Source organism: Priestia sp. YIM B13491, from assembly GCF_042787605.1.
GTDB classification, from domain to species: domain Bacteria; phylum Bacillota; class Bacilli; order Bacillales; family Bacillaceae_H; genus Priestia; species Priestia megaterium_E.
Genome location: NZ_JBHZOR010000002.1, coordinates 286,648 through 301,761, shown reverse-complemented (window position 1 = coordinate 301,761; position 15,114 = coordinate 286,648). Strand labels below are relative to the sequence as shown.

General features: G+C 37.2%; 14 protein-coding genes and 1 riboswitch. Of the genes, 10 read left to right on the top strand and 4 right to left on the bottom strand.

All coding sequences use genetic code 11. The features are described from left to right. The first annotated feature begins 290 nt into the window (after nucleotides 1–290). The 4 genes from ACFX4E_RS07715 (at nucleotide 291) to sigI (ending at nucleotide 6,395) form a co-directional block, all read left to right on the top strand. The gene (locus ACFX4E_RS07715) at nucleotides 291–1,034 is read left to right on the top strand and encodes a LytR/AlgR family response regulator transcription factor (protein WP_028407869.1); all 744 of its coding nucleotides are present in this window, start codon (nucleotides 291–293) and stop codon (nucleotides 1,032–1,034) included. Between the two features lie 159 nt (nucleotides 1,035–1,193). Continuing rightward, nucleotides 1,194–4,217 carry a PAS domain S-box protein gene (locus ACFX4E_RS07710; RefSeq protein WP_377257917.1) on the top strand — a complete coding sequence of 1,008 codons (3,024 nt, stop codon included), beginning with the start codon at nucleotides 1,194–1,196 and terminating at the stop codon, nucleotides 4,215–4,217. Between the two features lie 76 nt (nucleotides 4,218–4,293). Continuing rightward, a riboswitch (yybP-ykoY riboswitch) is annotated at nucleotides 4,294–4,389 on the top strand. Nucleotides 4,390–4,485: 96 nt separating this feature from the next. Next, the gene (locus ACFX4E_RS07705; protein ID WP_377237625.1) at nucleotides 4,486–5,301 is read left to right on the top strand and encodes a TerC family protein; all 816 of its coding nucleotides are present in this window, start codon (nucleotides 4,486–4,488) and stop codon (nucleotides 5,299–5,301) included. Between the two features lie 383 nt (nucleotides 5,302–5,684). After that, nucleotides 5,685–6,395, top strand: coding sequence for an RNA polymerase sigma factor SigI (gene sigI, locus ACFX4E_RS07700; protein WP_028407872.1), 711 nt, complete (start codon nucleotides 5,685–5,687; stop codon nucleotides 6,393–6,395). A 52-nt stretch (nucleotides 6,396–6,447) separates the two neighbouring features. Here the strand turns inward: sigI and ACFX4E_RS07695 are convergent, their stop codons facing one another. The 3 genes from ACFX4E_RS07695 to phaQ all read right to left on the bottom strand — a co-directional run bounded on the left by ACFX4E_RS07695 (nucleotide 6,448) and on the right by phaQ (nucleotide 7,949). Then, nucleotides 6,448–6,645 (bottom strand): alpha/beta-type small acid-soluble spore protein, encoded by a 198-nt coding sequence (locus ACFX4E_RS07695; protein ID WP_013055933.1) that lies wholly within the window; start codon nucleotides 6,643–6,645, stop codon nucleotides 6,448–6,450. A 143-nt stretch (nucleotides 6,646–6,788) separates the two neighbouring features. After that, a complete protein-coding gene (gene phaP, locus ACFX4E_RS07690; protein WP_014461097.1) occupies nucleotides 6,789–7,301 on the bottom strand; it encodes a polyhydroxyalkanoic acid inclusion protein PhaP in 513 nt (170 codons plus the stop codon). A gap of 168 nt (nucleotides 7,302–7,469) precedes the next feature. After that, a complete protein-coding gene (gene phaQ, locus ACFX4E_RS07685) occupies nucleotides 7,470–7,949 on the bottom strand; it encodes a poly-beta-hydroxybutyrate-responsive repressor (protein WP_013082201.1) in 480 nt (159 codons plus the stop codon). 353 nt (nucleotides 7,950–8,302) lie between these two features. Here phaQ and phaR point away from each other — a divergent pair, with 353 nt between their 5' ends. From phaR to ACFX4E_RS07655, 6 genes are all read left to right on the top strand, one after another. Further along, nucleotides 8,303–8,902, top strand: coding sequence for a polyhydroxyalkanoic acid synthase subunit PhaR (gene phaR, locus ACFX4E_RS07680; RefSeq protein WP_013055937.1), 600 nt, complete (start codon nucleotides 8,303–8,305; stop codon nucleotides 8,900–8,902). An 81-nt stretch (nucleotides 8,903–8,983) separates the two neighbouring features. After that, the gene (gene phbB / locus ACFX4E_RS07675) at nucleotides 8,984–9,727 is read left to right on the top strand and encodes an acetoacetyl-CoA reductase (protein ID WP_014461095.1); all 744 of its coding nucleotides are present in this window, start codon (nucleotides 8,984–8,986) and stop codon (nucleotides 9,725–9,727) included. A 76-nt stretch (nucleotides 9,728–9,803) separates the two neighbouring features. Continuing rightward, nucleotides 9,804–10,892, top strand: coding sequence for a class III poly(R)-hydroxyalkanoic acid synthase subunit PhaC (locus ACFX4E_RS07670; protein ID WP_028407874.1), 1,089 nt, complete (start codon nucleotides 9,804–9,806; stop codon nucleotides 10,890–10,892). A gap of 268 nt (nucleotides 10,893–11,160) precedes the next feature. After that, nucleotides 11,161–12,540, top strand: a complete 1,380-nt coding sequence (locus tag ACFX4E_RS07665; RefSeq protein WP_255256589.1) for a TrkH family potassium uptake protein — start codon at nucleotides 11,161–11,163, stop codon at nucleotides 12,538–12,540. Between the two features lie 328 nt (nucleotides 12,541–12,868). Further along, a complete protein-coding gene (locus ACFX4E_RS07660; protein WP_025749458.1) occupies nucleotides 12,869–13,027 on the top strand; it encodes a hypothetical protein in 159 nt (52 codons plus the stop codon). A 2-nt stretch (nucleotides 13,028–13,029) separates the two neighbouring features. Then, a complete protein-coding gene (locus tag ACFX4E_RS07655; protein WP_169305214.1) occupies nucleotides 13,030–13,203 on the top strand; it encodes a thiamine pyrophosphate-dependent enzyme in 174 nt (57 codons plus the stop codon). A 27-nt stretch (nucleotides 13,204–13,230) separates the two neighbouring features. On the opposite strand, the gene ACFX4E_RS07650 is transcribed toward ACFX4E_RS07655, so the two are convergent. After that, nucleotides 13,231–15,000 (bottom strand): B12-binding domain-containing radical SAM protein, encoded by a 1,770-nt coding sequence (locus ACFX4E_RS07650; RefSeq protein ID WP_050689442.1) that lies wholly within the window; start codon nucleotides 14,998–15,000, stop codon nucleotides 13,231–13,233. Nucleotides 15,001–15,114: the final 114 nt, after the last annotated feature.

Below are 15,114 nucleotides of genomic sequence, written 5' to 3'. Positions count from 1 at the left end.
TAGTAAATAAAGATTTTGGCATGCTGATTTACAGATTATAAAAAGGGTATTAAATCATTGTTAGGAAAATAAATGATAATAGATAAACGGTTTTTATGTCTTCTTCTAGAAAACCTACAATTATTGCAATATTCCCCATGAACAATCGTTGTGCGTTCCATTAACGATTAGCGTCCGTGTAGATCATTCATCTCAACATAAAAACACTATAACTATGTGTAGACATGCATAAAACAGAATGGGCAATAGTTCGTACTATACTTTAACATTGTATCCTAGGGGGAGTCAGGATGAACAAAATTAACTTAATTATTGCCGATGATAACGAAGATTCGGTTGAAATTTTAGATTATTTTATAGAACAGCTTCCGGAATTTGAAGTGATTAGCACCTGCAAAGACGGAGAGCAGCTTGTACAGGAAGTGATGGCTAAGAGTCCAGACCTTTTGCTCGTAGACATTAATATGCCTACGATTAACGGTGTAGATGCCATAAAAAAGTGCCTGCGCATTAAGCCGAATTTAAACTTCATTTTTATCACCGGTTATGATGAATTTGCTGTAAAGGCATTTGAGTTGTCAGCACTGGATTACATTGTAAAACCGATTGAAAAAACCAGGCTTTATATGGCGTTAGAGCGGGCAAAAAACTCCATTGGAATTGATAAAAATCAGTCAAAAAAGCCAGGTGAGCAATTAAAAAGACTGCCTGTAAAATTTAATGGTTCTACTTATTACATTCCAATTGATCAAATTATTTTTATCGAGAAATCCGGAAAAAAATGCTTAATTTATACTCAATCACGTGTCTATGAGACATATGAAAATATTAGTGATATCTATATGTATTTGAACCCTTCTGTATTTAGTCAAACACACCGGTCTTATATCGTGAATTTACAGAAAGTTTCGCACATCACACCAAAAAACGAAACATATCTTGTTTATTTCTTAGAAATTGATGAATATGCTCATATCTCAAAATTAAAAATCCAAGACGTTCAAAAACAGCTGCATCAGTTAATGACGAATTAAAAGATGCTGCTGCTTCTAAAATAGCTATGTTGATGAAAGGACGAAGCTTATGTAAGTTTCGTCTCTTTCATGTGTCTGCTTTCGGAATAAATGATCGTAATATAGTTCTTATGAGAAGAGTTAGATAGAAGACGTAACGTTGAATTGAAAGGAAAGAAAATGATTTCAATTACTGGTAACTATAATGAATTTACCGTATTTCTTGCTGTCATTGTAGGGATTCTTGCCTCTTATACAGCACTTGATATTATGAGCAAAATGATAAAAGAGAAGCGGAACAATTATTTGTGGCTTACACTGTCAGCAACTTCAATGGGGCTTGGAGTGGGGGCGATGCATTATATTGCGATGCTTGCTTATTATGTTCCTGTTAGCTTTCATTTTGATGCTATACTTTCTGTCCTTGCTTTAATAATAGCGATCAGCGGATCATTAGTTGCGTTTTGGACATTCTGGAAATGGCGCACGTCGGTATGGTCAGGGCTTATTTTAGGAAGCAGTATTCTGGGTACGCATTACATTGCAATGGCAGCAATCGAAACAGAAGCACGCATTCATTATGCCGTGCTATCTGTTTTGCTTTCCATCATCATCGCCCTGGTCGTTGCATTTTATGCGATGCACTTGTTTTTTCGTTCGAAAAGCGTGAAAGCTAATCCGTTTCTTAAACTTGTTAGCTCTATTTTGCTGGGTATTGGAATTTCAGCTATGCATTTCATCAGTATGTATGGAATGAAGCTCCATATTGCACATTCAGTTGCTAGAAGGTGGGGCCAGTGGCTGCCGTATCAAGCGCCATTTTCCAATATTATTGCAAGCATCACAATTACGCTACTCATTGTCTTCCTGCTCGTTGCTGCTTTTAAGCGTCAGGAAGAAGTGAGGGAAAGTCAATTAAAAGAAGAGTATTATCAATCTCTTTTTAACTACAATCCCAATATTGTGTGTGCGGTTGATTTGTACGGCAATATTCAAACGATTAATCCAAAAGGAACAGAGCTAACAGGATACACGTTGCATCAAATGGAGAAAATTCCGTTTCCTTATATGTTTAGAGAAGCTGAAAGAGCTGAAGAATATATGTGGAAATCTCTGAGCGGAGACTCTGTGTATTATGAGGCAACGCTCATTCGCAAAGATAATCAGCCTGTATACGTTGAAGTAACGCAAATGCCTATTATTGTTCATGGTCAAATTAAAGGCAGTTACGTTATTGCCAAAGATGTGACAGACCGAAAAAAGGCTCAACAGCAGCTGTTGGATTTACAAGAAGATTTAAAACGCACGCTTTCACAGCAAGATGGCGCTATTTTTAAATTTGTGAAAAACGATAAAGGGTATATTCATACCATGTGCGAAGGAAAAATGGTTCGTGAAATGGGATATGAGGAAATAGATGTTGTTGGTAAAACACTTGAAGAATTTTTGCCTGAATCCTACGCGAAAGAAAATAAGAGATACTATGAGAAAGCATGGGCGGGAGAGAAAGTGTCTTATGAAGTACTTATGAACGACTTTGCTTACTATACGAAGTTAATACCTCATATCTACAAAGGAGAAGTACAAGAAGTTATTGGTTCTATAGTAGATATCACTGATCTTCACGAAGCAAGAGAAAAGCTGGCTAAAAGTGAAAGCATGTATCGCTCCGTTCTTTCTACAATGTCAGAAGGTGTGGTGTTTCATGACCTTGAAGGTAACTTAATTGCTGCCAATGCCTACGCTGCTAAAATTCTAAACGTGCCTTACGACCAAATGTTATCGGTTAACCCGTTTGGTTTAGACTGGGAAATTATTCATCCTGATGGCACAGCTTTTGCACTCGAAGATATTCCATCTGTCCGCTGTCTTCATACAAAAGAGCCCGTACGAAACACGGTCATGGGCATTTATTTAAATGAGAAAAAGTTGACTTGGCTTTCGGTGAATGCTGAACCTCTTCAAGAAAGCAAATATTATAAAGGCGTAGTGGTCACATTTTATGATATTACAAAACAGCAGGAACAAGAACAAGATTTGCTTCATTCTAATCAGCAAATGATTATAGCAAAAGAAGAAGCCGAAAAAGCAAATCAAGCCAAGTCTGAATTTTTATCAAAAGTAAGCCATGAGCTTCGAACGCCGTTAAACAGTATTTTAGGTTATGCACAGATATTGGAAGAGCAAGGGGAAAAAGATTTAACAGAAAAACAATTGAATCGTATACGAAAAATTTTAAAAGCTGGTAATCATCTTCTTTATTTGATAAATGAAACGCTTGATTTATCGAAAATTGAATCAGGTCACTTAGCGATTAATCTTGAACCGGTGTCGGTAAAAGAGGCAATTGAAGACGCGCTTAAAATTATGAAACCACTAGCAAAAAATAAGCATAGTATACTTTATACTCGCTTTCACGCATACCAAGAAGTCTTTGTTGAAGTAGATGAACTTCGGTTTCAGCAGATCTTATTAAATCTGCTTACAAACGCCATTAAATATTCGCCCGCTTATCGTGATATCACTATCTATACTGACATCACTCAGGATCACGTAACTATATCGATTGAAGATAGGGGCTTTGGAATTCCAGCTTCAGAATTAAATCGGATTTTTGAGCCTTTCTACCGTGTAAATAGACTAGAAAAAGACGGAACCGGAATTGGGTTGGCGCTTGTAAAACAGCTTGTTGTATTAATGAATGGAACGTGCGGAGTCCGAAGTGAAGAAGGAAAAGGCAGTACATTTTGGGTGCGTTTTCCCATAGTCCATCCACCTGTTCCTAAACGATTATCTGATGAAGGAGAAGCCGAGCCGTTTTTAGGTTTTTCCATGCCAATTTCAATCGTGTATATTGAGGATAACGATACAAATATCGAGCTTATGCAATCGATTCTTTCTCCATATAAAAACGTTAAGCTTTTAATTGCTAAAACAGGAGAAAATGGCATCGGGCTAATCAGGTCTATTTCACCGGGTATAATCTTAATTGATATTGATCTGCCTGATATGAATGGTTTTGAGGTATGCACACAGCTTCAGGTGGAAAAAGAGTTGAAGCATATTCCGCGAGTCGCCCTGAGTGCAAGCGCGATGCAAAGCGATATCGATCAAGCTTTTTTAGTCGGCTTTAGTGAATACGTAACAAAGCCTATTCACATTGCAACGTTTTTGAATGTATTAAAACGCTTAACAAACGCTTAACAAAAGTTTAGAGGGCTTTTAATTGACTTATTAGTGAACTCTTTGTAAAATAAAAACAACTTAATACATTTACTTCTTAAGGAGTAAAGGGGAGTAGCGTCAGGGAAACCTGAAACAAAGTCGTCATTACATGGAGTATTCCATCGGCTTTGTTGGCATAATGATTATGCTTAGCAAGACCTTTGCCATATTTGGCAAAGGTCTTTTTGTGTTTTATTCCAGTAATGAGGATAAATAAACTTATACAAAGAAACGAGAGGGGATTTTTATGGATGCATCACTTTTGTTAGAGTATGGATGGGTATTGCTAGTGCTGGTTGCATTAGAAGGAATTTTGGCGGCGGATAATGCTCTTGTGATGGCCATTATGGTCAAACATTTACCGGAAGAAAAACGCAAGAAGGCATTATTTTACGGACTAGCCGGTGCCTTTATTTTTAGATTTGGTTCATTGTTCTTGATTTCATTTTTAGTCGACGTATGGCAGCTTCAAGCTATAGGAGCCATTTACTTATTGTTCATTTCCATTAATCATATTGTGAAGCGATATATGAAAAAAGACGATCATGAAAAAGTGAAAGAAGCAGACGGGAAAAAGGGCTCAAGTTTCTGGATGACGGTTTTAAAAGTAGAAATAGCAGACATTGCTTTTGCCGTTGATTCAATTTTGGCCGCTGTGGCTCTTGCCGTTACATTGCCAACAACAAATCTTCCTCAAATTGGCGGACTGGACGGTGGACAGTTCTTGGTGATCTTCGCCGGAGGAATTATGGGATTAATTATTATGCGTTTTGCTGCAACTTGGTTCGTCAAGCTATTAAATACGCGCCCAGGCCTAGAAACGGCGGCTTTTGCTATTGTAGGCTGGGTAGGGGTTAAGTTAGCGGTCTATACCCTTGCTCATCCGGAGTTGGGTATTATTAATGAACATTTCCCTGAATCAAAAGTGTGGAAAATTACGTTTTGGATTGTGTTACTTGCCATAGCAGCTTCAGGCTGGTTTCTATCTAAAAATAAAGAACAAACTGATCTTGAAGGCTCAGAGAAAGAAAAAGAATCGTTAAAAAAAATTGAAAATCAATAATACAAAAAAACACGCCTTCAATTAGCATTGAAGGCGCGTTTTTTTTGTGTTGGGATAAAATACCTAGTTTAGATTATTTAAATAAAGGGTAAAAGAACTAACTGCTGTTTAATTACTGTATATCCGAATGTTTTGCTTTTTCGTTCATATTCTGTAGAGAACAGAAGCAGCCGTAAGTAATTCAGTTCAATGAAGTTTATTTCAGTTTATAAACATATATTTCAAATGTATGTTAATTGGTAAAATTGAGCTATTATGGGTTATAATAAAGGGAAATTAAAAGGAGCAGAGCGCTTCTCAACCCTGTTCGTCATCAAAAGAATGGATATTAATGATATTAATATGGTATAAAGCAACTGAGTATAGTAAAAGAGGTGAAGCCAATGCTCACAAAAGTTCAAACGCCTCCATCGCTTGAAACGCTTGTACTGACGATTCAGCAAGGGGATAAACAATTACATAATGAAATGATACAACAGTATAAACCGTTTATTGCTAAAGTTGTTTCAGCTGTATGTAAACGTTATATAAGTGAAGCTGATGATGAATTTAGCATTGGTCTAATTGCATTTAATGAAGCCATTGAAAATTACACAGTCCAAAAAGGACGATCTCTTCTTGCATTTGCCGAACTTATTATTAAAAGAAGAGTAATCGACTATATTCGAAAAGAAAAGAGAAATCAAACGCTGCTCTATAGCCGAATTGAAAATGAAGGTTTTATTCAAGGCAAGGTAGAAAGGGACATATCGCTTTCTAACTATAAAAGGCAAAGTGAAACTTCATATATTCAAGAGGAAATGACTTATTTTTGTCAGGCGTTAAAATTGTTTAAATTAACTCTTGAAGACATTATTAACACGTCTCCTAAACATAAGGATGCAAGGGGAAATGCAGTCGAAGTTGCATCATTTATCGTCAATGAAAAAGAATTAAAAGATAAGCTGTTTTTAAAGCGGCAGCTTCCTATTCGCTTGATTGAAAAACATGTCAAAGTGAGCCGGAAAACAATTGAAAGAAACCGTAAATATATTATCGCGATGGTTATTATATTAGCGGGGGACTACGTGTATTTAAAAGACTATATTATGTAAGAAAAAGGCACACGCAGGTGCCTTTTTTTTAGCCATGTTATGAAGTTAAGTTTTATTTTTGTGTGCTGCCGCTTAAGTGAGCTTGAGCTTGTTGCACCAAGCGTTTTGTGATTTCTCCGCCTACTGAACCGTTGCTGCGTGCAGCAGTGTCAGAACCTAGAGTTACCCCAAATTCTTGAGCGATTTCATATTTATATTGATCTAAAAATTGTTCTACGCCTGGTGTTAATAGTTTATTTGTTCTAGCCATGATTAGTCATCTCCTTTTTTAGTGGTACAGCAGTTCACTGCTGTATCTGTATTATTTGTTGTTTCCTATTTTGCATACTGGTAATGGTTTGCAAGAAAGTATAAAAAAGCCCAGCTTTCAAAGAAGCTGGGCTTTTTTATATATTATTTTACAACTGCATATTGCTCAAGAGACTGAGCAAATGACTTTTGAAGAGATTTTACTTGTTCTACGTATGCATCAGATACGTGTTGGAATTCTTGGCGCGTTTTCTTTTGCTCTTCTACTAATTGTGTTACTACTTGATGATATTGTTCTTGAGCTTGCTTTACTAAAGAATAGCTTGATTTGCTTTGGTTAAGAGAAAGCTCTTGTAATTTATTTAATGCTTCATGCGTGCGGTTTGTCCATTCTTCATAAGAATCGGCAACAGCGTTTCCAGCTGTTTTACGTAAGTTTTCAACTGTTTTTTGTTGAAGGTCTTCTAATTCAGCTTTCCATTGTTTGTCTGTTGCTTGAAGCTGTTCAACTGCTTTTGTTACAAATTCTTGCTGTTGCTCAAGTGCTTTTAACGTCCATTGCTCAATTTGTTTGTTTCCGTCTGCAATGTTTTGTAACCCCTTTGTCCATTGTTCCCACATTGCATCAATTACTGTATCATACTTTACTGTTGACATAATCAAATTCCTCCTTGAATAATTTGGTCTGGCGAACAGTTATCGTAATGAACAAAACGTTAAAGAAGAAATTCGTAGTTGTGTGATAAACCTAACATTCCGCGCTCGCTGGTTGACCGTGAAATTTTACATTATATTAGGAAACGCAGATGTACTGCGTGAATCCCTTTAATCGTTTTCTTCCTCTTTTGATTCTTTTGACTTTTTAGAAGAAGAAGAGCTAAAAGGGAACAACATGTCGGTATACATGTGAAAAAATGAATCTAACATGTTTTGATACTGTTCAAGTGAATTAGCCCACATGCTTAAATATTGTTCGCCGGCATCTGTTAATGAATAAATCCGACGTGCAGGGCCTTCAGCTGACGTATCCCATTGCGATGTAATCAAGTTGTCTTTTTCAAGCTGTCTCAGCGTGCGGTAGACATTTCCCTGATCAACTGATGTGAATCCAAAGCTCATTAGTTGCTGAATGAGCTTGTAACCATGTAGATTCCAACCTCTTAAACTTAAAAGAAGAAAAGGAACCATCAAGTTTTTTGGTGCACCGCTAATCGATTTTTCTAAGTTGTTTGAATTAGAGGTGTTATCTTTTTCACTTGATCCCAAGGTAATCACCCCTTCGAAAAAAGAGAATTTGTTTTCCATATGTGTAATTTACACCTAGATGAAAAAATTGTCAACACTTTAAAACAGGTCTTTCAAATACAGGAAAAAAGAACGATTTTTTGGATTTCGACAAAAAGCGTCAAAAAAATTCAAAAATAAACAAAGATTTAGAATTGTTTATTTCGGAAAACGTATTTATAATAGTACATGTAGGTAATTTTTATAACATTTATAATTTGTTGGTAAGTGAATTGTGAAAAGATTTACATTATCCAATAAATAAACGCAAAATTGGTTGCGTTTACTTAGAGCTTCTAATATGTCGCTTGTCACATTAAGTGTCCATATTGAAAGCCATCACTTTTAACGTACACAAGAAAGGAGATGGAGTTTTGGAACAGCAAAAAGTATTTGATCCGTTTCAAGCATGGAAAGACGTATATGACAAAACCGAATCTTACTGGGGTAAAGTTATTGGGGACAATATGAATCGTGAAGAATTTTCCCAGCTCATGGGAAATGTGCTAAATATGAACCTTCAATATCAACAAGCAGTAAATGAAGTAACGGGGCGCTATCTGCACCAAGTAAATGTACCAACAAAAGAAGATGTAGCAAACGTTGCGTCATTAGTCATTAATGTGGAAGAAAAAGTAGAATTATTAGAAGAGCAATTTGACGATCGTTTTGATGAATTAGAAGCACAGCAAGAAAGTGCATCTGCTTTGAAAAAAGATGTCACTAAGCTGAAATCTGATGTCAAATCGTTAGACAAAAAACTCGACAAAGTTTTATCTCTTCTTGAAGGGCAGCAAAAAACACAAGACGAGTTAAAAGAAACTATTCAAAAACAAATTAAAACTCAAGGTGAGCAGCTTCAGGCTCAGCTGTTAGAAAAACAAGAAAAATTAGCTGAAAAGCCAAAGGCAGAAGCTAAATCTGAAGCAAAACCGTCAAACGCTCAAAAAACTGAGCAGCCAGCTCGCAAGTAAGGTATAGGGGATTTTATAACAACATTAACTGCTGTATTTACAGTAAAAATCATAGCTGAAGAAGCAAGGGGGAAATTTTTCATGACAACATTACAAGGTAAAGTAGCAATCGTAACAGGCGGATCTAAAGGTATCGGGGCAGCAATTACACGTGAGCTTGCTTCTAATGGAGTAAAAGTAGCAGTAAACTATAACAGCAGTAAAGAATCTGCAGAAGCAATTGTCAAAGAAATTAAAGACAACGGCGGAGAAGCTATTGCGGTTCAAGCTGACGTGTCTTATGTAGATCAAGCAAAACACCTAATCGAAGAAACAAAAGCTGCGTTTGGTCAATTAGACATTCTAGTAAACAATGCTGGAATTACGCGCGACCGTTCATTCAAGAAGTTAGGTGAAGAAGATTGGAAAAAAGTAATTGATGTAAACTTACATAGCGTATACAACACAACATCAGCTGCGCTAACGCACCTTTTAGAATCTGAAGGTGGTCGTGTTATCAATATTTCATCAATTATTGGTCAAGCGGGCGGATTTGGTCAAACAAACTACTCAGCTGCTAAAGCAGGTATGCTAGGATTCACTAAATCATTAGCTCTTGAACTAGCTAAGTCAGGCGTAACAGTTAATGCAATTTGCCCAGGATTTATTGAAACGGAAATGGTAATGGCAATGCCGGAAGAAGTTCGTGCAAAAGTTGTAGCAAAAATCCCAACTCGTCGCTTAGGCCACGCTGAAGAAATTGCACGCGGAGTGGTTTACTTAGCAAAAGACGGCGCGTACATTACAGGACAACAGTTAAACATTAACGGCGGCTTATACATGTAATAGATGCTGGCCCTGACTTTTGTCGGGGCTGTGCTTGTTAACTAACTACTAATGAAATGAAAGGGTGTGTATATTCGTGGCAATTCCTTACGTGCAAGAGTGGGAAAAATTAATCAAATCAATGCCAAGTGAATATAAAAGTTCTGCAAGACGTTTTAAGCGTGCATATGAAATTATGACAACAGAAGCAGAACCGGAAGTTGGATTAACACCAAAAGAGGTTATTTGGAAAAAGAACAAAGCGAAATTATACCGCTATACGCCAGTAAAAGATAACCTGCATAAAACACCAATTTTACTCGTATATGCACTGATCAATAAACCATATATTTTAGATTTAACGCCTGGAAACAGCCTTGTTGAATACTTATTAAACCGCGGTTTTGACGTGTATTTACTTGACTGGGGAACTCCTGGGCTTGAAGACAGCAATATGAAGCTAGATGATTATATTGTGGATTATATTCCAAAAGCGGCGAAGAAGGTGCTCCGCACTTCTAAATCTCCTGAGTTGTCTGTTCTTGGTTACTGCATGGGCGGAACCATGACATCTATTTTTGCTGCATTAAATGAAGACTTGCCGATTAAAAACTTAATTTTTATGACAAGTCCATTTGATTTTTCGGATACAGGTTTATACGGGGCATTCCTAGACGATCGCTACTTTAATTTAGATAAAGCAGTAGATACATTTGGAAATATCCCTCCAGAGATGATTGACTTTGGAAACAAGATGTTAAAACCAATCACGAATTTCTACGGTCCATATGTAACGTTGGTGGATCGTTCGGAAAATCAGCGTTTTGTTGAAAGCTGGAAGCTCATGCAAAAGTGGGTTGCTGACGGCATCCCATTTGCTGGTGAAGCTTATCGTCAGTGGATTCGTGATTTCTATCAACAAAACAAATTAATCAATGGTGAACTTGAAGTTCGCGGACGCAAAGTAGATTTGAAAAATATTAAAGCTAATATTTTAAACATTGCTGCTAGCCGTGATCATATTGCGATGCCGCATCAAGTGGCAGCTTTAATGGACGCTGTTTCAAGTGAAGATAAAGAGTATAAATTGTTGCAAACAGGTCACGTATCTGTTGTATTTGGTCCAAAAGCAGTGAAGGAAACATATCCTTCAATCGGCGATTGGCTAGAAAAACGCTCTAAATAAAATAAAGACGAGGCTGGGACAAAAGTATTTTAGCCGACGTGAAAAACGAACCACTGATATTAGTGGTTCGTTTTTTTGTGTAAGTAGACAATATTGAGTGATGATTCTTTATGCGGGCTGTCGGGATTTATGATATCTAATGACAAGTGAGGTGACTTCTTTTATACTAATGTAGTCACCTTCTTAAACATGGGATTTTTTACATGGATATTGCGATCCGTGTAACAATGAGTATGCTTTGGGAAGAAAGAAGAAAACTATTAGTATTATAACAAAAAAGGAATGTCAGATTATGCCGCAACCATGGAAACGACGAGTAAGGCAGATGTCTTCAGCTCAAATTATTGTTACATTTTACATAGTGGCTGTTACGCTTGGATTTCTATTACTTAGTATTCCAGAAGCTTTAAAGCCGGGAGTGAAGTTAGCATTTATTGATCGCTTATTTATTGCCGTCAGTGCGGTAAGTGTAACAGGGCTGACACCTGTCTCTACTCCGGATACATTTAGTACGACGGGCTATTTTTTGCTCGCTTTTATTTTTCAAATCGGTGGTATTGGTGTAATGACACTCAGTACATTTATTTGGATGATTTTGGGTAAAAAAATCGGTTTAAAGGAACGTCAGCTCATTATGACGGACCATAACCAATCCCGCTTATCAGGGTTAGTTGACTTGATGAGAAATATTTTATTTATTATTTTTGCCATTGAACTAGTTGGCGCCATTATTTTAGGATTACATTTTCTCCGTTATTATTCGAGCTGGACAGATGCGTTTCTGCATGGTTTCTTTGCTTCTGTCAGCGCTACAACAAATGCTGGCTTCGATATTACAGGATCTTCATTTATTCCGTATGCCCATGATTATTTTGTACAAGTGGTAACCGTTATTTTAATTACGCTTGGAGCGATTGGATTCCCTGTATTAATTGAAATTAAGCACTATTTTTTAACATTTAAAGATAAGCGTAAATTTCAGTTTTCGCTATTTACGAAGCTAACGACTATTATGTTTTTTCTGCTGTTAGCAGGGGGGACAATCTTGATTCTTGTGTTAGAGCATTCAGGATTTTTAGCAGATAAGTCTTGGGATGAATCGTTTTTTTATGCGTTTTTCCAATCCGCTGCTACAAGGAGCGGAGGAGTAGCGACCATGAATATTAATGAATTTTCGCTTCCCACGTTAATTATGATGAGCGCGATGATGTTTATCGGGGCTTCACCGAGCTCAGTAGGGGGAGGAATTCGTACGACGACGTTTGCATTAAATATTCTTTTCCTGTTTTATTACGTAAGAGGAAATAAGACGATTAAAATTTTTCGCCGCGAAATTCATGAAGATGACATTATTAAATCAGTAGCTGTATCGATGTTAGCGGTAATCATTTGCTCGATTTCTCTTCTTGTTTTAAGTATTACAGAACATTTTTCTCTCATTGAGCTTATTTTTGAAGTGTGTTCAGCTTTTGGGACAACAGGTTTATCAATGGGAATTACAGGAGGGCTTTCTGATATTGGTAAATGCGTTATTATGATTTTAATGTTTATTGGCCGAATCGGCATGTTTTCATTTATTTTAATGCTTCGCCGTCCAACGTCTGGGCCGGATTATCACTATCCGAAAGAACGTATTATTATTGGATAAAAGAGGCTGAGGTAAAAATATGTTAGTTGAAGAAGAATCCGAACGAGCTTAATTCTTAATCAAGCTCGTTCGGATTTTTTTATGATGGTAAACATAGGTCTCATATGTTTAGCTGCTTCCAGCTGTTGATTGGAGGGCAAGGCGAAGACTCCTGCGGGAAAAGCGGTTCAGATGAACTCATGTATCCCATTTGTTTGTCTTTAGATTAAAGTAATTTCGTTATGTTTCAACCGCTTTTTTACAGCTTTTTCTGCTTATATTGCGCATCAGAAAGTGCATTCTAAGAAAAGGAAGTTCAATGGACTTCCAAGCATAGGAGGGATATATGATGGCAAAGCGTAAAGTAGGGTACAAATCAGCACTGACTAACAATAATACACCAAAAGAGAGCCTTTCAGATGCAGAATTTGCTGCTGAATATGCTGGCGGCGAGGAGCCGGCTAAAGGCGCGAATCGCAATTCGAAAAAAGGAAAGCAAGGTAAGTAACGATGAGCAAACATAAACAAAATAATAAGCATATCGCAAGCACCGAAGCGAAGCAAAAACAATTACTGCAAGAAGAGTTCGGAGCGGAAATGGGCGATCCTAACGCAGCTAAAATATATGAATCCTTAGGAAAGACACAGTCTGATAAAGAGCAAAAAAAGAAAAAAGAATGTTAGAGAAAAAAACCTCGGATATCCGAGGTTTTAGCTTACAACTGGAAGGCCAAATGCCTCTACAGGTGCTGAATAAAGTTTTGTATCATTTGCTTTTTGATCATAATAAGCAAGAAGAACAGATGGTTGTTCATTTATTTTTCCCGTTTGTTTATAATACATATAGTCAAATGGAAGAATCTCTAAAACAGTGTGCTTGTATAATTCTTTTTCAGCGAGCTGTTCAGCTTCAAAAGCCTGTCCCATGATAGAAGGATTAGCAAGCATTTGCTGATAGTAATGAGAGCGGATTTGTTTTTCTACTTTATCGTCCCACCAAGGTTTACGAGGCTTATGCTTTTGGTTTTGTAAATAATCAATTTTCATAAACCCTTCAATCATTTCTTCATTTGAAAAATTCTCTGTTTCAATATACTGTCTAAGGCGTCTGAATAAATCTTCAAGCTGATGGCCGATTCGAACCCAGCCCATTTCATCCCAATACGTCCCGAAGTTTTGGAAGAAATCAAAAGGTGTATCATAGCAGTGCTCTACTAAAAACTCTATTGTTTCATCCATTCGATGGTCATTCCAAAACTTTTCTAAAATATCTTCTACATGTTTAATACGTACGACATCTGAAAATGGCAAGACGTTATTGCTTAAAATTTCATAAGGCGACTGATCCATGTATTGATAATTATAGCGAGGCGCACTTAAGCGTAAGCCGGTGCCGCGAAGCATTTTCAAAAAGCCTAGCTGAAGCTCTTCAGGGCGAAGTGCAAATACATCATTAAACGTATTCTTAAATGAGTTATAATCTTCGTCTGGCAGTCCTGCGATTAAGTCTAGATGCTGATCGATCTTTCCGCCTTCTTTTACCATTGTTACGGTACGCGTTAATTTTTTAAAGTTTTGTTTGCGTTTGACTAGTTCATTGACAGCATCATTTGTAGATTGAACGCCAATTTCAAAGCGGAATAATCCTTTTGGCGCATGATCGTTTAAGAACTGAATAACTTCTGGGCGCATAATATCGGCAGTAATTTCAAATTGAAATACGGTGCCTTCACGGTGTTCATCAATTAAAAATTGGAACATTTCCATGGCGTAGCTGCGGCTGATGTTGAACGTGCGGTCTACGAACTTAATTGTGCGGGCTCCGTTATCCATTAAATAGCGAATATCCTCTTTTACCTTTTCTCTATCGAAATAACGAACGCCTACTTCAATAGAAGAGAGACAGAACTGACAGCTAAACGGACAGCCGCGGCTCGTTTCAATATACACAACGCGTTTTGAAAGTTCTTGGCGGTCTTCTTCAAAACGGAAAGGAGAAGGCATTTCGCGCAGATCAATTTTATTGCGCTGCGGGTTTACAACTGGTTTTCCTTCTTTTCGGAAAGCCACGCCGCTTACGTTTTCAAACTGACGCTCTCCGTGAAGTTCGTCCAACAGCTGCTTAAATGTTTCTTCGCCTTCACCGATCGCGATAAAGTCAGCTTCAGGAATACGCTCTAGCCAGTGAGTTACATCATAGGTTACTTCTGGTCCACCGAATATAATGATGAGCTCGGGATTGATCTTTTTAAGCATTTGTGCCACTTTAATCGTTTCTTCAATATTCCAAATGTAACAGCTGAAACCAATAATATCTGGGTTGCGTTTATATAAATCCGTGACAATGTTCATAGCAGGATCTTTAATCGTATATTCGGCCATATCCACTTTATAGTCAGGCTCTGCATAGGCTTTTAAACATCGAAGGGCTAAAGAAGTATGGATATACTTCGCATTCAATGTACTGACAACAATGTTCATTCAAAAAGCTCCTTTTAACTCGTAATATGAAATCAATTTACTATTTTAGCACACTTGAGAAATAAAGTATAAATACCTTGCCACTTTTGTTGTGGAGGGGAAAGGATTTCGGTA